Source organism: Streptomyces sp. NBC_01571 (assembly GCF_026339875.1).
GTDB lineage: Bacteria > Actinomycetota > Actinomycetes > Streptomycetales > Streptomycetaceae > Streptomyces.
On sequence record NZ_JAPEPZ010000001.1, the window covers coordinates 3979616 to 3998694 of the forward strand.

General features: G+C 71.8%; 17 protein-coding genes. 13 read left to right on the top strand and 4 right to left on the bottom strand.

Annotation, left to right across the window (positions count from 1 at the left end):
* Positions 1-13: 13 nt before the first annotated feature.
* The 7 genes from OHB41_RS17875 to OHB41_RS17905 all read left to right on the top strand — a co-directional run bounded on the left by OHB41_RS17875 (position 14) and on the right by OHB41_RS17905 (position 10963).
* Positions 14-1465, top strand: a complete 1452-nt coding sequence (locus tag OHB41_RS17875) for a GlnX family signal transduction membrane protein (protein WP_526024929.1) — start codon at positions 14-16, stop codon at positions 1463-1465.
* Between the two features lie 14 nt (positions 1466-1479).
* Positions 1480-2496: a glutamate ABC transporter substrate-binding protein gene (locus OHB41_RS17880; RefSeq protein WP_266699235.1), complete on the top strand. Its 1017-nt coding sequence runs from the start codon at positions 1480-1482 to the stop codon at positions 2494-2496.
* 114 nt (positions 2497-2610) lie between these two features.
* On the top strand, positions 2611-3936 hold the full coding sequence (locus OHB41_RS17885) for a hypothetical protein (RefSeq protein ID WP_266699236.1): 1326 nt from the start codon (positions 2611-2613) through the stop codon (positions 3934-3936).
* 91 nt (positions 3937-4027) lie between these two features.
* On the top strand, positions 4028-6535 hold the full coding sequence (locus OHB41_RS17890) for a serine/threonine-protein kinase (protein ID WP_266705947.1): 2508 nt from the start codon (positions 4028-4030) through the stop codon (positions 6533-6535).
* A 3-nt stretch (positions 6536-6538) separates the two neighbouring features.
* Complete coding sequence (locus tag OHB41_RS17895) at positions 6539-8053, top strand: PP2C family protein-serine/threonine phosphatase (RefSeq protein ID WP_526024930.1); 1515 nt, start codon at positions 6539-6541, stop codon at positions 8051-8053.
* Positions 8054-8205: 152 nt separating this feature from the next.
* Positions 8206-9552 (top strand): vWA domain-containing protein, encoded by a 1347-nt coding sequence (locus OHB41_RS17900; protein WP_266699238.1) that lies wholly within the window; start codon positions 8206-8208, stop codon positions 9550-9552.
* A gap of 73 nt (positions 9553-9625) precedes the next feature.
* Positions 9626-10963 carry an FHA domain-containing protein gene (locus OHB41_RS17905; protein WP_266699239.1) on the top strand — a complete coding sequence of 446 codons (1338 nt, stop codon included), beginning with the start codon at positions 9626-9628 and terminating at the stop codon, positions 10961-10963.
* Between the two features lie 135 nt (positions 10964-11098).
* On the opposite strand, the gene OHB41_RS17910 is transcribed toward OHB41_RS17905, so the two are convergent.
* On the bottom strand, positions 11099-12082 hold the full coding sequence (locus OHB41_RS17910; RefSeq protein WP_266699240.1) for a methyltransferase domain-containing protein: 984 nt from the start codon (positions 12080-12082) through the stop codon (positions 11099-11101).
* 155 nt (positions 12083-12237) lie between these two features.
* Between OHB41_RS17910 and OHB41_RS17915 the strand changes: the two genes are divergently transcribed.
* Positions 12238-12651 carry a globin gene (locus OHB41_RS17915; protein ID WP_266699241.1) on the top strand — a complete coding sequence of 138 codons (414 nt, stop codon included), beginning with the start codon at positions 12238-12240 and terminating at the stop codon, positions 12649-12651.
* A gap of 203 nt (positions 12652-12854) precedes the next feature.
* On the opposite strand, the gene OHB41_RS17920 is transcribed toward OHB41_RS17915, so the two are convergent.
* From OHB41_RS17920 to ettA, 3 genes are read right to left on the bottom strand one after another with little or no spacing between them, the layout of a single operon-like run.
* Positions 12855-13544, bottom strand: a complete 690-nt coding sequence (locus OHB41_RS17920; RefSeq protein ID WP_266699242.1) for a DUF8185 domain-containing protein — start codon at positions 13542-13544, stop codon at positions 12855-12857.
* Entirely contained in the window at positions 13541-13951 is a 411-nt protein-coding gene (locus tag OHB41_RS17925) for an acyl-CoA thioesterase (RefSeq protein ID WP_266699243.1), read from the bottom strand. The genes OHB41_RS17920 and OHB41_RS17925 overlap by 4 nt, the downstream gene beginning before the upstream one ends.
* 2 nt (positions 13952-13953) lie before the next feature.
* Positions 13954-15618 carry an energy-dependent translational throttle protein EttA gene (gene ettA, locus OHB41_RS17930; protein ID WP_266699244.1) on the bottom strand — a complete coding sequence of 555 codons (1665 nt, stop codon included), beginning with the start codon at positions 15616-15618 and terminating at the stop codon, positions 13954-13956.
* Between the two features lie 271 nt (positions 15619-15889).
* On the opposite strand from ettA, the gene OHB41_RS17935 reads away from it, so the two are divergent.
* The 5 genes from OHB41_RS17935 (at position 15890) to OHB41_RS17950 (ending at position 18947) form a co-directional block, all read left to right on the top strand.
* On the top strand, positions 15890-16441 hold the full coding sequence (locus tag OHB41_RS17935; protein WP_266699245.1) for a hypothetical protein: 552 nt from the start codon (positions 15890-15892) through the stop codon (positions 16439-16441).
* 31 nt (positions 16442-16472) lie between these two features.
* Entirely contained in the window at positions 16473-16730 is a 258-nt protein-coding gene (locus tag OHB41_RS52335) for a pentapeptide repeat-containing protein (RefSeq protein WP_353962905.1), read from the top strand.
* A 5-nt stretch (positions 16731-16735) separates the two neighbouring features.
* Positions 16736-17047, top strand: a complete 312-nt coding sequence (locus OHB41_RS17940) for a DUF1876 domain-containing protein (protein WP_266699246.1) — start codon at positions 16736-16738, stop codon at positions 17045-17047.
* Between the two features lie 282 nt (positions 17048-17329).
* The gene (locus OHB41_RS17945) at positions 17330-18367 is read left to right on the top strand and encodes a nucleoside hydrolase (RefSeq protein ID WP_266699247.1); all 1038 of its coding nucleotides are present in this window, start codon (positions 17330-17332) and stop codon (positions 18365-18367) included.
* Between the two features lie 175 nt (positions 18368-18542).
* Complete coding sequence (locus OHB41_RS17950; RefSeq protein ID WP_266699248.1) at positions 18543-18947, top strand: hypothetical protein; 405 nt, start codon at positions 18543-18545, stop codon at positions 18945-18947.
* Positions 18948-19079 lie beyond the last annotated feature (132 nt).

Sequence of the window (19079 nt, forward strand, 5' to 3'; positions counted from 1 at the left end):
TGGGGGAGGTCAAGTGACACACCCGCCGCAAGGCAGCACGGCACCACCACGGCCCACAGCCGGGGCCACGCCGGCCGTCCCGCCGCAGTCCGGCTCCCCCGCACCGCCGGGGAGACAGCCGGCGACGGCCCCGGACGCGATGCCCGCGCGCCGCACGGCCTGGGCCGAGGGCGTCGACCGGCTGCGCGCCGCGGCTACGACGGAGCCCGGCCGGCTCCGTATCATCGGCGCCGTACTCGCCCTGCTGGTCGTCGCGTTCGGCGCGGTCACCGCCTGGCAGACGACGGAGCGTTCGGCGGCCGCGGACGACGTGCTGCACAGCAGTCAGCCGCTGAGCGCCGGCGCGGCGGACATCTACCGTTCCCTCGCGGACGCCAACACCGCGGCCTCCAGCGGCTTCCTGGCGGGCGGCCAGGAGACGGCGGCCTCCCGCGACCGGTACGAGAAGGACATCCGGACCGCGGCCCAGGGCCTGATCACCGCCGCGGCCAGTTCCGACCCCGGCTCCCCCTCCGCGCACACCATCACGAGGCTCAACCAGCTGCTGCCCGAGTACAAGGGCCTGGTCGAGCGGGCCCGTGCCAACAACCGCCTGGGCTACCCGCTGGGCGGCGCCTACCTGCGGTACGCGAACGAGACGATGCAGGGGCAGATGCTCCCCGCGGCCAAGGACCTCTACGAGCGGGAGAACACGCGGCTGGGCGCCGACTACGCGGACGCCAAGCCCTACCCGTGGGCGGCCATCGGTCTCGGCGTGCTGGTGCTGGCGGGACTCGCCTGGGCCCAGCACCGCCACTACCAGCACACGAACCGGGTGCTGAACCAGGGCATGGTCGCCGCCACCGCCGCCTCGACGGTCGTCCTGCTCTGGCTCGTGGTCGGCCACACCGTGGCCCGGGCCGAGCTGAACGCCTCGTACGACCACGGCGTCCGTTCGCTGAACGTGCTGCACGACGCCCGGATCGCGTCGCTGAACGCCCGGGGCAACGAGAACCTGACGCTGGTCAGCCGCGGTGCCGAGACCAAGGAGGTGTCGCCCACCGAGGTCGTGGACCGGTACGACTACGACTTCCAGCAGGACATGAAGACGCTCACCCAGGGGCTGGCCCTGGCGGCGGACCTCGCCGACGACAAGGCGGGCGAGGCCCCCGTGACCGCGGCGACCGGCAACATGAAGGTCTGGAAGGCCCGTCACCTGGACGCCCGCAAGGCCGACGACGACGGCAACTACCAGGGCGCGCTGGACAAGGTCATAGGCGCCAAGGGCGCGACGGGCGAGTGCTTCGACGGCGTCGACACCAACCTGGCGCTGGCACTGACGCACGAGGAGAGCGAGTTCAAGCGGGCGGCGGCCGACGGCCTGGGCGCGATGACCGGTCTGCCGGCCGGTGCGGCGGCCCTCGCGGTGCTGGCCGCCGCGGGCGCGCTGCTGGGTATCGGGCGCAGGCTTTCGGAGTACCGGTGAAAGGGGGCTCGGCGATGACCGCACGGCGCCTGCGGGCGAGTCTGAAGGGCTGGGGTGGCGTGGGCGCGATGGCCGTCGCCCTGGTCGTCACCGCGGTCTTCGCCCTGCTGCTGCCGCTGAGCGGCGCCCGCGGGGAGGGCGGCGCGGACCTCGGCGGCCAGGGCGTGGCCCGGGGCACCCAGGCGAAGGCCGGCTCGTGCACCGACGGCACCGCGCAGGACAAGAGCCCCGCGCCGTCCGGTGACGAGAGCGGCGACACGATCACGGCCATCAAGGAGCGCGGCTATCTGTCGGTCGGCGTCGACCAGAACAGCTACCGCTGGGGCTACCGCGATCCGAACAGCACCAAGAAGAGCAGTGACCTGGAGGGCTTCGACATCGATCTCGCGCACGAGATCGCGAAGGAGATCCTCGGCAGCCCGACGGCCGTCCGGTTCCACGCCATCCCCACCAACCAGCGCGTCCCGGCGATCAAGAACGGCCAGGTCGACATGGTGGTCCGCACCATGACGATCAACTGTGCCCGGCTGAAGGACGTCGCGTTCTCCGCCCCCTACTTCGTCACCGGCCAGCAGGTACTGGCCCCGAAGGCGTCGGCCATCGAGGGCTACGACGCGTCACTGGCGAAGCAGCGGATCTGCACCGCGTCGGGATCCACGGCCCACGAGAAGCTGGCCGCCGACCAGAAGGCGGGCAAACTCGCCTCCTCCGCCGACATCTCCACCACCGTGCCGAACCAACTCGACTGCCTGGTAAGGCTGCAGCTCGGTGAGGTCGACGCCGTGGTGACCGACGGCGCGCTGGCCGCGAGCCAGGCCGCGCAGGACCCGACGGTCGAACTGAAGGGCAGCACCTTCACCACCGAGTACTACGGCGTGGCGATGAAGCGGGGCGCGGAGGATCTGGTACGCCGGGTCAACCAGGTGCTGGTGGACTACGTCAAGAGCGGTGGCTGGCAGGCCTCGTACGACAAGTGGCTGTCCCCGACGCTGGGCGCGGACTCGCCGTCGTCGAAGCCACCGGCGACGTGACACCGGCGGACACCTCGACGCAAGCCGCGGGGGCGACCGAGCTGATACGACTGGAGAGTTACCCCCGCGCACCGGACGGGCGCGCGGGACACGACCGAGAGCGAGAGGTGATCGATGGGCGTCACGGGACCCCCCGGGCCGGTGATGGACCGGGACGAGGTGGACCGTGCGCTGGCGCGGCTCGGCGCGGAGCACGAGGCCATCGAGACCTCGCTCCTCGCCCTGCAGGACCACGCGGGCCGCAGACTCCTCGAAGGCGCCGAGCTCACGGGCACGACCAAGGAGCGCTGGACGACCGCGGACGCGTCGATCACGCTGCTGTGGGCGTACTTCGACGCGTACACGGACGCGCTGCGCTCCGCCCGCGACATCCGTTCGCGGCGGCGCTGGTCGAGCCGTGAGGACCTGGTCGAGCTGACCGAGCTGCTGCGCGGCGCGAGCGTCACGGTCGCCGGCTCCGCCACCGCGACGGCGAACGCCCCGACGCTGTCCGGAGCGGGCCGGCTCAGCGAACAGTTCTCGCTGGCCGCCCTGGTGGAGCGGATGAACGAGTTGTACGCGACCTCGCTCGACATGGTCGTGACCGCGGACGCCGTCTGGTCCGCGCTGCCCGCCCGGATCGATTTACTGGCCGCGGAGCTCCAGCGCACCCGCCAGCTCGCGCACTCCGTCGGCGTGCGCCCCGGTGAGCACCCGTCGGGTGACGATCTGGAGCGGATCACCCGGACGCTGACCACCCTGCGAGAACGGGTCGTCTCCGACCCGCTGGCCTTCTGGGTCCCCGCGCAGGGCAGTTCGGCGCCCGGCGGCGGCCGTCCGGACACGACGACGTACGACCGCGAGGCGCGCGCCCTGGAGGACGTGCGCCGGGAGATCGACGCGGTGCTCACCGTCCGGCAGGACGCGGAGGCACGCCTGGTGCGGCTGCGCGACCTGCTCAGCCGCGCCGACCGCACCCTCGCGGAGGCGCGAAGCGCCCGCGGTGAGGTACTGGCGAAGATCGCCGCGTCCGAGGTCCCCGCCGTCAGCGGCCCGCCGACCGCGCTGCAGGAGCAGCTGGCGACGGCCGCGGAGTACCGCAGACACGCCCAGTGGCATCGCCTCTCGCCGCTTCTGGAGGCCCTGGAGGAGAAGGCCGAGGACGAACTGCTGCGCGCCCGCGAGTCGTTGACCGCGGTCACCGCGCCGCTGGCGATCCGCGCGGAGCTGCGCGGGCGCCTCGACGCGTACAAGGCGAAGGTGGCACGGCACGGCCTCGCGGAGGATCCGTTCCTCATCGAGCGCTACGACGCGGCGCGGCGCATGCTGTGGAGCGCGCCCTGCGATCTGCGGGTCGCGGAGGACGCGGTGCTGCGCTATCAGCGCGCGGCGGCCGATCTGCTGAGCCCGCGGGTGCCGGAGCAGGGCGGCCCCACCGACCGGAGAGGGCCCCAGGCGTGAGCGTTGAAGGTGATGCGGTGTGAGTGGACAGCCCGAGGGCGAGGAGCGGCGCACGTGCCAGCGGCCCGGTTGCCCGGGATCGTACGAGGACATGAGCGACGGCGAGCTGTACTGCGACACGTGCGGTCTGGCACCGGTCGTCTCGGCGACCGGCATGGTGGGCTCGCCCCCGACCGGGATCACGGCCGGCGGGCGGGGTTCGCGCGGGTCCGGCAGCCGCAGCGCCCGCTCCGGTTCACCGGCCAGCTCCCGTACGTCGTCGCGCTCCTCGCAGTCCCGGCGCTCTGTCTCCGGCCGGCTGTCGCGCTCGGTGTCGGGCACGTCGACCGGCCGCTCGGTGTCGGTGCGCAGCTCCGGTTCGGCCACCGGCTCCAGTGGGCGCGGCCGGCTCGGCGCCGGTCTCGTGCAGGTCCCGGACGTACCGCGGCCCGACCCGCGCGCGATGGTCCAGGAGAACCCGGAGGTGCCCGAGCGCAAGCGGTTCTGCTCGCGCTCCGACTGCGGTGCGCCGGTGGGTCGTTCGCGGGGCGAGCGGACCGGCCGCACCGAGGGGTTCTGCACCAAGTGCGGTCACCCGTACTCGTTCGTGCCGAAGCTGCAGGCGGCCGACATCGTGCACGGCCAGTACGAGGTGGTGGGCTGCCTGGCTCACGGCGGCCTCGGCTGGGTCTACCTCGCCGTCGACCGCGCGGTCTCCGACCGCTGGGTGGTCCTCAAGGGCCTGCTGGACACGGGCGACCAGGACGCGATGGAGGCGGCGATCTCCGAACGGCGCTTCCTCGCGGAGATCGAGCACGCCAACATCGTGCGGATCTACAACTTCGTCGAACACCTGGACCAGCGGACCGGGTCGCTGGACGGGTACATCGTGATGGAGTACGTCGGCGGCAAGTCCCTCAAGGAGATCGCCAACGGACGCCGGACGGCGGACGGCAAGCGCGATCCGCTGCCGGTGGAGCAGGCCTGCGCGTACGGGATCGAAGCCCTGGAGGCGCTCGGGCACCTGCACAGCCGCAACCTGCTGTACTGCGACTTCAAGGTCGACAACGCGATCCAGACCGAGGACCAGCTCAAGCTGATCGACATGGGCGCGGTGCGCAGGATGGACGACGAGGAGTCGGCCATCTACGGCACGGTCGGCTACCAGGCGCCGGAGGTGGCCGAGATCGGCCCGTCGGTCGCCTCCGACCTGTACACCGTCGCACGCACGCTCGCCGTCCTCACCTTCGACTTCCAGGGCTACACGAACGTGTTCGTGGACTCCCTGCCGGATCCGGACACCATCGAGGTCTTCCGCCAGTACGAGTCGTTCTACCGGCTGCTGGTCCGCGCCACCGATCCCGACCCGGCCCGCCGGTTCGCCTCGGCGCAGGAGATGGCGGAGCAGCTGACGGGGGTGCTCAGGGAGGTCGTGTCCCTCCAGACGGGGCGTGCCCGCCCGGCGCTGTCCACGCTGTTCGGGCCCGAACTCAAGCTCACGGACACGGAGCTGTTCGGGAAGCTGGACGGGGACGTGTCGCGGCTGGGCCCACGGATCGTGCCGGTGAGACGGAGAAGGGGCGTGCCGGCACCGCGGACGGGCGCCCACGGCACACCGGGCGCCGATGGCACGCCGGCGCTGCCGACGGCTCCCGCCCCCGCTCCGGTGACCCTGGTCAAGCCGCTGAACGCCGCCGCCACGGCTCTCGCGCTGCCGGTCCCCCTCGTCGACCCGGGCGACCCCAACGCGGGCTTCCTCGCGGGCCTGATGGCGTCCGCGCCCACCGAGCTGATCACCGCCCTGCAGGCGGCTCCCGCCGGCTCCCTGGAGCTGCGTCTGCGTGAGCTGCGGGCCCGGCTGGAGATGGGCGAGCCGACCGGTGCGGCCGGGGCGCTGGAAGCCCTGGAGGCGGACCATCCGGACGACTGGCGGGTGGTCTGGTACCGGGGCGTCGCGGCGCTCGCCACCGGGGAGCACGAGATCGCGGCGCTGTCCTTCGACGCGATCTACGACGCCTTCCCGGGTGAGCCCGCGCCGAAGCTGGCCCTCGGCCTGTGCGCGGAGGTGCTGGGGCAGCTGGACAACGCCGCCGAGTACTACCGCCTGGTGTGGACGACCGACCCCAGTTATGTCAGCTCGGCGTTCGGCCTGGCCCGCGTCCAGCTCGCGGCGGGCGACCGTCGTGGCTCCGTACGCACGCTGGAGTCCGTCCCGGAGTCGTCGATCCACTACACGGCGGCGCGGGTCGCGGCCGTGCGGGCGCGGCTGCGGCAGCGGCTGGCCGAGGAGGCCGCGGCAGCGCCGTTCCTGGACGATCTGACCGCCGCCGCGGGCCAGGTCGAGGCGCTGGACGGATACGGTCTGGACGCCGTGCGACGCGAGCAGTTGTCGACGGAAGTCCTCGGCTGCGCCCTGGACTGGGTACTCTCCGGTAGCCAGGGTTCCGTCCCGCACTCCGGTGGCGGACGGGTGCTGCTCGGCAGTGAGCTGGACGAGCGCGGTCTCCGCTTCGGTCTGGAGCGCTCGTACCGCACGCTGGCCCGGCTCGCGCGGGGCGGCGAGGAGAGGATCGACCTGGTGGAACGTGCCAACCGTTACCGCCCCCGGACGTGGGTGTGATTGATGTCCCAGATGCCCCAGCCGACGGCCCTTTCGCGGTGCCCCAGTTGCGAGGAGCCCCTGGAGGCGGGTGACCGCTTCTGCGGTGCGTGCGGGTTCGACCTGTCCGCGGTGCCCGCACCGCCGGAGGACCATCCCACGATCACCATGAACGGCACGCCGGCGCCTCCGCCTTCGGCCGTCGCCTCCGTGGACTGGCCCGTCGCGCCCGAGCCGACGAACTCCGGCACGCCCGTGCACCGGGCCACCGACATCCAGGGAACCGACTCGGGCGGCTCGGAACTCCCGCACGAACACGGACACGAACACGGGGTCGGGCACGGGCTCGGGCACGGGCAGGGGCTCGGGCACGGACAGCCGGGATCCGCGGGCCCGCAGCCCCCGGGCGGCCTGCCGTCCGGCGCACAGCCTCCCGGCGTAGAGCCGTCCGGCACACAGCCGCCCGACGCTCAGCCGGCCGGAGTGCGCTTCGACCGGCCCCCGGAGCCCGACGAGTACCCGCTGGCTCCCCCGGCCGGGTCCCCCGTCGGAGTCCCGTCCGAGGCCCCCGCCGGGCATCTGGCCGATCCGCGGACCGCGGACCTCGGCACTCCCCCCGCGGGCACCAAACTGTGCGTCGCCTGCCGCTCGGGCCACGTCGACAGCGACGGCTACTGCGAGAACTGCGGTCACGCCCAGCCACGCGAACGCGACCACATGGAGCAGGAGTTGACCGCGGTCGCCGCGGTCAGCGACCGCGGTCTGCGCCACCACCGCAACGAGGACGCCTTCGCGCTCTCCTCGACCGCGCTGCCCGACGGCTCCCCCGCCGTCGTCGCGATCGTCTGCGACGGCGTCTCCTCGGCGACCCGCCCCGACGAGGCCTCGCTCGCCGCGTCCCGCGCGGCCGCCGAGGCGCTGCTGGCGGCCCTGCCCCTGGGCACCCACCCGCAGCAGGCCATGCACGAGGCGATCGTCGCCGCCGCGGAGGCCGTCAACTCCCTGGCCGAGGCGCCCCCCGCCCACGACGAACACGCCCCGCACCAGAACGCGCCCGCCTGCACCCTGGTCGGCGCCGTCGTCACCCCCACCCTGCTGATCGTCGGCTGGGTCGGTGACAGCCGCGCCTACTGGGTCCCCGTGGACCGGAGTTCGCCCCCGGCACGGCTCACCGAGGACGACTCATGGGCCGCGCAGATGGTCGCCGCGGGCCTGATGAGCGAGGCGCAGGCGTACGCCGACGAGCGCGCCCACGCCATCACGGGCTGGCTCGGCGCGGACGCGTACGAACTGGAGCCGCACACCGCTTCCTTCAAGCCGGACCGGCCGGGTGTGGTGGTGGTGTGCACCGACGGCCTGTGGAACTACGCCGAGGCGGCGGAGGAGATGGCCGAGGTCGTCCCGCTCGACGCCGCCGAACGGCCGCTGCACAGCGCCCAGGTGATGGTCGGCCACGCCCTGGACGGCGGGGGCCACGACAACGTAACAGTGGCCGTCGTACCGTTCCCCGCGCCGTCGCAGGGGGCAGGATCGGCCTGAGGCCGCAAAAACGCGCAAGCGTCGACGACATCGACAACATCGGCAACGACGACAACGGCGACAACGGGGTCGGCCTCGGACCGGAGGGGACCGGTCCGCGGACAGTCATCACCTCCGTCAACCACCGGAGGCCTTGAGGGGGACGAAGAAGCATGGCCAATTTCTCGAAGTCGAGCGTGCCGCAGTTCTCGGTCGACGTGTACCAGAACGAGTACCTGCCCGAGAACGGCCGTGAGGTCAACGCCATCGTCACGGTGAGCGCCACCGGCGGCGGCACCGTGGGGAGCGCGGTCGGCGCGCCCCACCTGTACACGGCGGGGCAGAGCCCGGACGCGGCCGTGGCGATCATGGTCGACTGCTCGGGTTCGATGGACTACCCGCCGACCAAGATGCGCAACGCGCGGGACGCGACGGCCGCCGCGATCGACACCCTGCGCGACGGTGTGCACTTCGCGGTGATCGGCGGCACTCATGTCGCCAAGGAGGTCTACCCGGGCTCCGGGCGGCTCGCGGTGGCCGACGCGGCCACCCGCGAGCAGGCCAAGCAGTCGCTGCGCAGGCTGAGCGCGGGCGGCGGTACGGCGATCGGCACCTGGCTGCGCCTCGCCGACCGGCTGCTGTCCTCGGCGGAGGTGTCGATCCGGCACGGCATCCTGCTCACCGACGGCCGCAACGAACACGAGTCGCCGGAGGATCTGAAGGCCGCGCTGGACTCCTGCGCCGGACGGTTCACCTGTGACGCGCGTGGAGTGGGCACCGACTGGGAGGTCAAGGAGGTCACCATGATCGCCTCGGCGCTGCTCGGCACCGCCGACATCGTCGCCGACCCCGCCGCCCTGTCCGCCGACTTCACGCAGATGATGGAGACGGCGATGGGCAAGGAGGTCGCGGACGTCTCGCTGCGGCTGTGGACGCCCGTCGGTACGGCGATCAAGTTCGTGAAGCAAGTCGCCCCCACCGTCGCGGAACTGACCGGCCGTCGCACCGAGGCGGGCCCCCGCGCCGGCGACTATCCCACGGGTTCCTGGGGCGACGAGTCCCGCGACTACCACGTGTGCGTCGAGGTCCCCCTGGCCGGGGTCGGCCAGGAGATGCTGGCCGCCCGGGTCTCGCTGGTGATCCCGCAGGGTGACGGGAGCGTGCAGAACCTCGGCGCGCAGGGTCTCGTACGGGCGGTGTGGACCGACGACATGGTGGCCTCGACGAGGATCAACTCACAGGTCGCGCACTACACAGGTCAGGCGGAACTGGCACAAGTCATCCAACAAGGTCTTGATCTTCGCAAATCGGGAGATGTCGACGGCGCAACGGCCAAGCTGGGCCGCGCCGTTCAGCTCGCAAATGTGTCCGGCAACGCCGATACTGCGAAACTGCTTGCGAAGGTGGTGGACGTGGTCGACGCCGCGGCAGGTACTGTGCGATTGAAGGCAAAGGTCGAAGAGGCCGACGAAATGACGCTCGAGACACGGTCCACAAAGACTGTTCGTGTAAAGAAGTAGCGAGCCCGGCTCCCGTGGGGAGCCGGAGAAACCCGGTCAGAACGACCGGAAGAGGAGAGGGGGAAGCGCCGACATGCCGACCTGCCCGAACGGACACCAGTCGGGTTCCGACGACTGGTGCGAGGTCTGCGGTCACCGCATGGCCGGTGCCGTGCCTCCGCCCCCACCGCCGCCTGCCGGATACGGCTATCCGGCGCCGGGCTCGCAGCCCGGTCCCGGCGGACGGCCGCACCTCTCCGGCGTGCCCGGTGCCGAGCCGGAGCTCTGCCCGCAGTGCCGCACGCCCCGTGAGGGCGGTGCGCCGTTCTGCGAGGAGTGCCGGTGGAACTTCCTGACGAACACGGCGACCTCGTACACCCCGGCGGCGCCGCGTCCGCAGGCGCCCGCGCCCGGACTGCCCAATCCGGCGCTGCGGTTCCAGCAGTCCGGTCCGGGGCAGCCGGGCGGTCCGGGACAGCCCGGCGGTCCGGGGCAGCCGGGCGGTCCGGGCGGTGGCCCCGGTCACGACCCGTTCGACTACCAGAGCTCCCGGCCCTCGCAGATGAACCGTCCCGCGGAACCGATTCCGCCATACGGGGCGGACCCCTCCGGTTTCCGCGGCGATCCGTCCCGTCAGAGCGGCCCTCCCGGCGGCCCCGGTGGTCACGGCGGCTTCGGTGCCGACCCCTCGCGTCCGGGCCCGCCGCCCGGACCGACGTCCGGCGGCCCCGGTGCCCCGCAGGCCTTCACACAGCAGCCGGCCGCGCCCGCGTTCCCGCAGCAGGGGCAGCAGGGGCAGCAGGGGCAGCAGCACGGTCAGCAGGGGCCCGGCGGGCCCGGCGCCGGGGGCCCGTCCTTCGGCGGCGGTGACGACGACTGGGTGATCTCCCCGCCGGCCGGCGGCCAGGGCGGTCCCGGCGGTCGCCCCGGTGGTCCCGGCCCCGCTCAGGGCGGCGGCTACGGCTACCCGCAGCCGGGCGCGACCCAGGCCCCGCCCGGTGTCGGCTACCAGCAGCAGCGGCAGCAGCTGTCCTGGAACGTGACGATCGGCCCCGACCGTGAGTACTTCATGGCGATGATGCAGCGCTCCGGCCCCGAGGCCGCGGGCCTGAACCTGCCCGCGTACTCCCCGGAGCAGCAGCGCCCGCTCACCGGCAACCAGCTGACGATCGGCCGCCGCAGGCACTCCACCGGCGACACCCCCGACATCGACCTCGCGGTGCCCCCGGAGGACCCGGGGGTCTCGCACCAGCACGCGGTCCTGGTCCAGCAGCCGGACGGCAGCTGGGCGGTCGTCGACCAGAACTCGACGAACGGCACCACGGTCAACGGCGGCGAGGAGCCCATCCAGCCCTTCGTCCCGGTTCCGCTCCAGGACGGGGACCGGGTGCACGTCGGCGCCTGGACGACGATCACCATCCGGCTCGGCTGAGCGGCACGTCCCGTACGCGTGCGGGGGTCGTCCTCCCGTACGCGTACTTCGGGCCGCCCTTGCCCGTACGGGGCCGTCCTGTGCCACCCGCACCTGCCGGGGCCCCTCCCCCGCCCGTGCGCCGTGCGCGGGGTTCTACGGCAGCGGCCAGGCGTGCGGCCCCTCGGGGTCGTCCAGCCACGCCCACGCGTCCGCGCCGCTGACCGTGATCCCGTACCGCTCGCGCACCGGCTGCCGCTCGCGCTCCCACAGCGTGAACGCCTCGTAGGGATCGAGACTGCCCGCCGTGAGCGTCAGCAGGAACCGGAACAGTTCGTCGCCGCGGGCCCGGCGCGGCAGCCCGCCCAGATGCTGCGGCTCCGGGTCGTCGGGCCGGGTGTCGCCGCGCAGCGGGACGAAATAGGCGGGCGTGTGCAGGAAGCGCCCCTCGGCGAACCCGGCGTCCCGCACCCGCAGCGCGATCAGACCGGTGGCCAGCGGTGTGAGAATGAGCGCACCCGGACGGCACTGCGCCAGCCAGGGACGCGGGATCGAGGTCAGCGTGCAGGTCGCCATGATCCGGTCGAACGGGGCCCGCTCGGGGACCCCGCGGGTGCCGTCGCCGGTGACGACGGTGGGATGCCTGCCGACGGCGTCCAGGTGCTGTCGTGCGGACTCGGTGATCTCCGGGTCGAGGTCGACCGTGGTCACGAGGCCGTCACCGAGGCGGTGGGCGAGCAGCGCCGCGTTGTAGCCGGTCCCGGCGCCGATCTCCAGTACGGCGTCCCCGTCCCGTATCTCCAGAGCGGTCAGCATCATCGCCATCAGTGACGGCTGACTGCTGGAGGAGAGCAGCTCGGCGTCACGGACCCTGGTGGCCAGCGCGGTGTCCGCGTAGGCGCCGCGCACCCAGCGCTCCCGCTGTCCGGGGTCGGGGTCCTCGCACCACACCCGCTCGAAGCCGTCCGAGGCGCCGACGTAGTAGTAGGGCACGAAGAGGTGGCGCGGGACCTCCTGGAACGCCTCCCGCCAGACCGGGTCGGCGTCCCAGGCCCCGCTGGCCTCGATCACGCGCACCAGCGCGGCCCGCGCCGAGGTGGCGAGATCGTCCAGATCCTTGTCGAGTATGTGCGCGCCCATACCTCCACTGTGCTGCCGGGAGGGCCCGGAGGCGAGTGCCGGCCGGGCTGATCGGGTGCGCGCGGACCTGGCCGGGGACGGGCGCGGGCCGCTCCGGTCCGTCGGCGCATGGAGTGGTCCTAAGCCTCGAGTCCTCGGTCACCGGGTCTGAGACCATGGGAGACGTGAATGAGATCCGGCGCGGCACGCTTCAGGAGCAGACCTTCTACGAGCAGGTAGGCGGCGAGGAGACCTTCCGGCGCCTCGTGCACCGTTTCTACGAGGGAGTCGCCGAGGACCCGCTGCTGAAGCCCATGTACCCCGAGGAGGACCTGGGCCCGGCCGAGGAACGCCTCACGCTGTTCCTGATCCAGTACTGGGGCGGCCCGACGACCTACGGCGAGAACCGCGGCCACCCCCGGCTGCGGATGCGGCACGCCCCGTTCGCCGTCGACCAGGCGGCGCACGACGCCTGGCTCAAGCACATGCGCGTGGCCGTCGACGAGCTCGGCCTCTCCGAGGAGCACGAGCACACGCTGTGGAACTACCTGACGTACGCGGCGGCCTCGATGGTGAACACGGCGGGTTGACGGTGCGGCCGGCGCCGATCGCACGGCGCCGGTCGGGAGGAAGGACCCACGAAGGACCGGCGAAGGGCCTAAGAAGGGCCGACCCCGGACTCGGTCAGCACGGGCGGCCGGGGCGAAGGCCGGGGCCGCACCGGCGACTTGGGGCGAAGGCCCCGCTGGTACGGGCGACTTGAGGCGAAGGCCCCGCTGGTACGGGCGACGGCTCAGCGGACGCTGACGTCCAGCGCTCCGAGTCCCGCCCGGCGGACGGCGATCGACCCGTAGGGCGTGCGGAGCCGGAGCCACGCTCCCGACGAGTACAGGCCCAAGGGGCTCGCCTCGGGGCCGACCCGGCCGCCCTCGCGCAGGAACCCCAGCGACTGCGCCGCGTGTGCGGCCCGTACCGGAAGATCGCTGTCACCGATCGGCCGGGACCAGATCTCCCGCCCGATGCCGTCGAGTTCGGCGCGGGTACGCCGCTCGGGCGCCAACTCCTCGGTACGGGACCGGAATTCGGCGACCGCGGCACCGACCGACGCACGCACGGCGTCCGGCGCGGGCAGCCCCGGCTCCTGCCGCCAGCCGCCGCGGGGCGGCAGCACGCCCGCCCACGGCGGGCCGGTGACGGCCGCGGGAACGGTGACCGTGGCCGCCGGCTCCTCGACGGACTCCAGGAGTTCACCGGCGGAGACGGTCACGTCTAGCGTGACGTCCAGCCCGTTCTCGTACGGCTTGGCGAGCCGCACCGTACGGATCGCGAGGACCTCGAACGCCGGAGGTCGCCCGAAGACCGCGAGCGCGTTGCCGGACGCCTGGAGGCGCACGGCGGCCGCGCGGTCGTAGTGGATCAGCCGGGCGAGGAAGGCGGCGAGGTCCGCCGCCTCCCCGTCGTCGGCAAGGTAGACGGCGGTCATGCCGCGACGGCCTCGTCCACGTCGTCCCGGTACTCCTCGAGGAACTCGCGCTCCTGCGCCGTGATGCGGCGCGGACGCTGCTGCGCGAAGTCGAACGGCACGATCACCGTCGAGGCCGTGACGTAGATCTGGTCCGGGTCCTTGACCTCGTAGGCGATCGTGAACGACGCCGCTCGTATCTGCGTCACCCACAGCTCGATGTCCACCGGCGTGTGCCGGTGGACCAGCTGCCGCTTGTAGTCGATCTCGTGGCGCGCCACCACGGATCCCTGCTGGAAGTCCTTCTCCGGGCGGAACAGGAAGTCGATACGGGCTTCCTCCAGGTACCGGAGGAAGACCACGTTGTTCACGTGGCCGTACGCGTCCATGTCCGCCCAGCGCAGCGGGCAGCGGTAGATGTGCCGCAAGATCAGCCCCGGGTCAGCTTCTTGTAGGTGGCACGGTGCGGGCGGGCCGCGTCGGCACCGAGCCGCTCGACCTTGTTCTTCTCGTACGACTCGAAGTTGCCCTCGAACCAGAACCACTTGGACTCGCCCTCGTACGCGAGGATGTGCGTCGCGACCCGGTCCAGGAACCAGCGGTCGTGGGAGACGACCACGGCCGCACCGGGGAACTCCAGCAGCGCGTTCTCGAGCGAGGACAGGGTCTCGACGTCCAGGTCGTTCGTCGGCTCGTCGAGGAGCAGCAGGTTGCCGCCCTGCTTGAGGGTGAGCGCCAGGTTCAGACGGTTGCGCTCACCGCCGGACAGGACGCCGGCCGGCTTCTGCTGGTCCGGGCCCTTGAAGCCGAAGGCCGAGACGTACGCGCGCGAGGGCATTTCGACCTGGCCCACGTTGATGTAGTCCAGCTCGTCCGAGACGACGGCCCACAGCGACTTCTTCGGGTCGATGTTCTCGCGGCTCTGGTCGACGTACGAGATCTGGACGGTCTCGCCGACCTTGATCGTGCCGGAGTCCGGGTTCTCCAGACCCTGGATCATCTTGAAGAGGGTGGTCTTGCCGGCGCCGTTCGGGCCGATGACGCCCACGATGCCGTTGCGCGGCAGCGTGAACGACAGGTCGTCGATGAGGACCTTGTCACCGAAGGCCTTGGAGAGGTTGTTGACCTCGACGACGATGGAGCCCAGGCGGGGGCCCGGCGGGATCTGGATCTCCTCGAAGTCCAGCTTCCGCATCTTGTCCGCCTCGGCGGCCATCTCCTCGTAGCGAGCGAGACGAGCCTTGGACTTGGCCTGACGCCCCTTGGCGTTGGACCGCACCCACTCGAGCTCTTCCTTGAGCCGCTTGGCGCGCTTGGCGTCCTTCTGGCCCTCGACCTTGAGGCGGGAGGCCTTGCTCTCCAGGTACGTCGAGTAGTTGCCCTCGTAGCCGATGGCGCGGCCGCGGTCGAGCTCGAGGATCCAGCCGGCGACGTTGTCGAGGAAGTACCGGTCGTGGGTGACGGCGACGACGGTGCCGGGGTACTTCGCGAGGTGCTGCTCCAGCCACTGCACGGACTCGGCGTCCAGGTGGTTGGTGGGCTCGTCGAGGAGCAGCAGGTCGGGCGCCTCGATCAGCAGCTTGCACAGCGCGACGCGGCGCTTCTCACCACCGGAGAGGTTGGTGACCGGCCAGTCGCCGGGCGGGCAGCCCAGGGCGTCCATGGCCTGCTCCAGCTGGGCGTCCAGGTCCCACGCGTTGGCGTGGTCCAGGTCCTCCTGGAGCTTGCCCATCTCGTCGAGGAGCGCGTCCGAGTAATCGGTCGCCATGAGCTCGGCGACCTCGTTGAAGCGCTTGAGCTTGCCCATGATCTCGGCGGCGCCGTCCTGGACGTTCTCCAGGACCGTCTTGGACTCGTCGAGCGGCGGCTCCTGCAGCAGCATGCCGACGCTGTACCCGGGCGACAGGAACGCGTCGCCGTTGGAGGGCTGCTCGAGCCCCGCCATGATCTTGAGAACGGTGGACTTACCGGCACCGTTCGGACCGACCACACCGATCTTCGCACCCGGCAGGAAGCTCAGGGTGACGTCGTCGAGAATCACCTTGTCGCCGTGCGCCTTGCGCGTCTTGCGCATGGTGTAAATGAACTCAGCCAAGAGAAACCGTCCGGACGCTTGAAATCGGCAGTGGGCAGATACACCCCATCTTGCCTGACGGCCACCCCCCGAAGGAAACCCGTCTCATCGGGGGGCTGTGAGCTGGCGGTTCGGCGACCCCGTCGATCGCCGAACCGTCACTGACCGTCATCGATCGGACACGTTGCCGGCGGAACGCGCGCTGCCGGCCGGACACGTCGTCGGCCGAACGCCCGGAACGGGCCGACGGCGCGAAATGGCAGGGGCCGGACTCTCTTGCGATCCTGGTCCGGTGGCACGTGATCCTGAGCAGGTTGCACACCGCACCTCCGCGCACGAACCGGCCCCCGGCCCGGACCCCGGTTCCACGCCCGACACGCCCCGGACCGACTACGCGGGTGCGATCTACGGGTCGCTCCTGGCCGCTTCGGTGGTGGCCGGGGCCGGTGCGCTCGGCCCTCATCCGCGCGCCGAACTCGTGGCCCTCCTTCTCTGCACCGGTCTGGTGTTCTGGGCCGCGCACGCCTACGTCCGGTTCGTCGGAAACCGATTGCGGCATCAGTCGGTGACCTGGCGGGAGATCCGCCAGGTGTGCGCTCGCGAGTGGCCGATCGTCCAGGCGGCCTTCCTGCCTGCCGTCGCCGTGGCGATCAGTCCACTCCTGGGGCTCGGGGCCGAAGGGGCGGGATGGCTCGCGCTGGGCCTCGCCGTGGCCCAGCAGGTCGGCTGGGCCACGGCCACGGTCATCCGGGCCGGCGCCTCCGCCGGTGCGGTGGCGTCCGTCGCCGCCGTCAACCTCGTCCTCGGTTTGATCATCGTGGCCGCCAAGGTCGCGCTCCACTGAGCGTCCCGCGTCCCGCGTCCCGCGTCCCGCAATGGACGTACCGGTGCCTGCGGTGGCTTCTGATTTCCGCGGCTCCGACTTCCCCGGCTCCGATTTCCGCGGCTCCGATTTCCGCGGCTTCGATTTCGGCGGCGGCTTCTGGGTCTCCGCTCCCCCGGCCCGGAACTCTCCGCGCACGATGCAGGACCGAGTGTTCACATATCGCCCCACCCCGTGCGGAGCCGGGCGAAGAAGCACACTCTGGAAGGAGGGCTGGGGTAGCAGGGGCTGGGGTCGGCCCCGGAGGTGATCGTGATGACGCAGACGACAGCAGACATGAAGCCGACACGACCGCAGGCACGGACCGCCGTCGGCTGGCACGTCGAGATGGAGTTCGAGGAGGACGAGCACCGCACGCGTGCCGCCGCCCTCCTGCGGCTCGCCGACGGGAACGAGGTGCGCGCGCACGGGTACGCCAGCCGCCATCCCAGCGACTCGAACCAGCCGAGGGTCGGCGAGGAGGTCGCGGGAGCGCGGGCGCTCAACGAGCTGGCGATGAAGCTGCTGACCAAGGCGCACGACGAGATCGACGAGGTGTCGGGCAGAACCTCGCATCCACTGCGGTGACGATGCGACTGGCGTGACGGTCCGGCAGGGCCAGGGCTCACGCCGGTGAGGAGTCGTCCATGACTTGGCCGGGTGAGGACTCGGCCGGGTGAGTGCTGGGGCGTGCCCTTTTCGGCGTGCTCTTCTCACAGGACGCCCGATGACCGTGCCCCGGTGCCCCGGTGCCCCGGGGCGCCCCGGTGGTACGAGTGACGCGCCCGTGGCGAGGAATGAACAGGGCGCCGGCCGGTGCCGATGGCGACGGCGGGCGCCCGTCACTGCCCCGCTCCGGAAAGGGTCCGCATGCCCAAGAAGATCATCATCGACTGTGACCCCGGGCTGGACGACGCGATCGCCATCCTGCTCGCCGCCGGGAACCCGGATGTCGAGATCGTCGCCGTCACCACCGTCGCGGGCAACCACACCCTCGACAAGGTCACCCTGAACGCCCGTCAGGTCTGCACCCTGGCCGGCCTGCACGACGTACCCGTCGCAGCGGGCGCCGACCGTCCCCTCGTCCGTGACCGGATCATCGCGGCCGAGATCCACGGCGAATCAGGCATGGACGGCCCGGACTTCATCGCTCCGGCCATGGAGGCCGACCCCCGGCACGCCGTCGACCTCATCGTGGAGACGGTTCTCACCCACCCCGGCGAGATCACGCTCGTCCCCACCGCGCCCCTGACCAACATCGCGCTGGCGCTGCGCCGGGAGCCCCGGATCGCCACGCTGGTCAAGGAGGTCGTCCTCATGGGCGGGTCGTACACCCGTGGCAACGTCACGCCCGCGGCCGAGTTCAACGTCCACGCCGATCCCGAAGCGGCAGCGATCGTCTTCTCGGCGGACTGGCCCGTGACCATGGTCGGTCTCGACCTGACGACGCAGGCCGCCGCCACCCCGGACCTGCTGTACCGCATCGCGGCGCTGGACACGCCGGTGTCCCGGTTCGTCGTCGATCTCCTGCACCGCTACAACGCCACCGTCGGCAAGGTCCACGGCACGACGGCCACGATCCACGACGCGTGCGCGGTCGGCCGTGCCATCGACCCCACCCTGATGGAGGCCGTCGAGGCCCATGTCGAGGTCGAACTGCGCGGCACGGCGACCTACGGGATGACCGTCACCGACTTCCGCGGCCACATCGGCCCGCCGAACACGTTGGTGGCCACCGAACTGCACACCGAACGCCTCTGGGACCTGCTCATCCGCTCACTCGAGACCATCGCGGCCACCACCCGAACGTCCACCGGCCCGAACGTCCCCCAGCCCGGAGGCGAGCGGCCCGAGCGCACAACGCCGGGCGGGACGACCTTCGGAGGGAACACGAGAGGGCGCGTCTGACAGGAGGAAACACAGCCAGTGCGGTCGCGGCGAGGTCGCTCGGCTCCCCTCGGCTCCTGGACAGCCGGCCTGGGCCCAGTCCTGGCGTACTCGATCCCTCCATGGCCGATGTACTCGGGCGGAGCTGAGTACTTGCGCTCTGGTCGGCGGTGGGGCGAGCGGAAACGCTTGGGTCATGCGTGAAGGACCACTGAAACCTGTTCCCCAGTTGGTGTCGATCCTCCTGCTGGCCGGGGTGTCGCTGGCGGCGTGGGCTGCCTGGCTGGGCTGGGACCAGCATCGTGACGTACATCCTGACGGCACGACGACCGGTCCGTACGAGGCGTGGCAGGTGATCGGGCTGGTGCTGACTCTGCTGGCACCGGTGTACCGGGCGGCATCCCGGCGCTACATCGCGGGCGCCGTGCTCGGCACCACGGCCGGCCTCACCGCTGCTGCCTGTGCCGACTGGTCGGACGACTCCAGTGGCCTCTTCATGGTCGGCGTGGGGTTGGTCATGACGGGAAGCCTCCTCGCGACCGCCGTCGTTGCCGTGATCGCCTCCGCGAAACGACAGGGCGGGCGGCCCCGGGGACATTGACGTCCGGGCAGTTGACGCAGCCAGTGCCGGTGGGCGAGGGCACGCCCGTCGCACCGTCCCTCGACACGCCGAATTCATGGGGCGTTCCGCCGCCGACCCCCCGGACGCGCGGTGGCCGACGCCCCCGTCCGC

Excerpts from the sequence above, each read along its gene's own strand:
- OHB41_RS17945 (WP_266699247.1), top strand. The coding sequence starts at position 17,330 with ATGCCCAAGAAGATCATCATCGACTGTGACCCCGGGCTGGACGACGCG.
- OHB41_RS17895 (WP_526024930.1), top strand. The coding sequence starts at position 6,539 with ATGTCCCAGATGCCCCAGCCGACGGCCCTTTCGCGGTGCCCCAGTTGC.
- OHB41_RS17920 (WP_266699242.1), bottom strand. The coding sequence starts at position 13,544 with ATGACCGCCGTCTACCTTGCCGACGACGGGGAGGCGGCGGACCTCGCC.
- OHB41_RS17940 (WP_266699246.1), top strand. The coding sequence starts at position 16,736 with ATGACGCAGACGACAGCAGACATGAAGCCGACACGACCGCAGGCACGG.
- OHB41_RS17950 (WP_266699248.1), top strand. The coding sequence starts at position 18,543 with ATGCGTGAAGGACCACTGAAACCTGTTCCCCAGTTGGTGTCGATCCTC.
- OHB41_RS17890 (WP_266705947.1), top strand. The coding sequence starts at position 4,028 with ATGAGCGACGGCGAGCTGTACTGCGACACGTGCGGTCTGGCACCGGTC.
- OHB41_RS17880 (WP_266699235.1), top strand. The coding sequence starts at position 1,480 with ATGACCGCACGGCGCCTGCGGGCGAGTCTGAAGGGCTGGGGTGGCGTG.
- OHB41_RS17885 (WP_266699236.1), top strand. The coding sequence starts at position 2,611 with ATGGGCGTCACGGGACCCCCCGGGCCGGTGATGGACCGGGACGAGGTG.
- OHB41_RS52335 (WP_353962905.1), top strand. The coding sequence starts at position 16,473 with ATGGACGTACCGGTGCCTGCGGTGGCTTCTGATTTCCGCGGCTCCGAC.
- OHB41_RS17910 (WP_266699240.1), bottom strand. The coding sequence starts at position 12,082 with ATGGGCGCGCACATACTCGACAAGGATCTGGACGATCTCGCCACCTCG.
- OHB41_RS17905 (WP_266699239.1), top strand. The coding sequence starts at position 9,626 with ATGCCGACCTGCCCGAACGGACACCAGTCGGGTTCCGACGACTGGTGC.
- OHB41_RS17915 (WP_266699241.1), top strand. The coding sequence starts at position 12,238 with ATGGGAGACGTGAATGAGATCCGGCGCGGCACGCTTCAGGAGCAGACC.
- OHB41_RS17900 (WP_266699238.1), top strand. The coding sequence starts at position 8,206 with ATGGCCAATTTCTCGAAGTCGAGCGTGCCGCAGTTCTCGGTCGACGTG.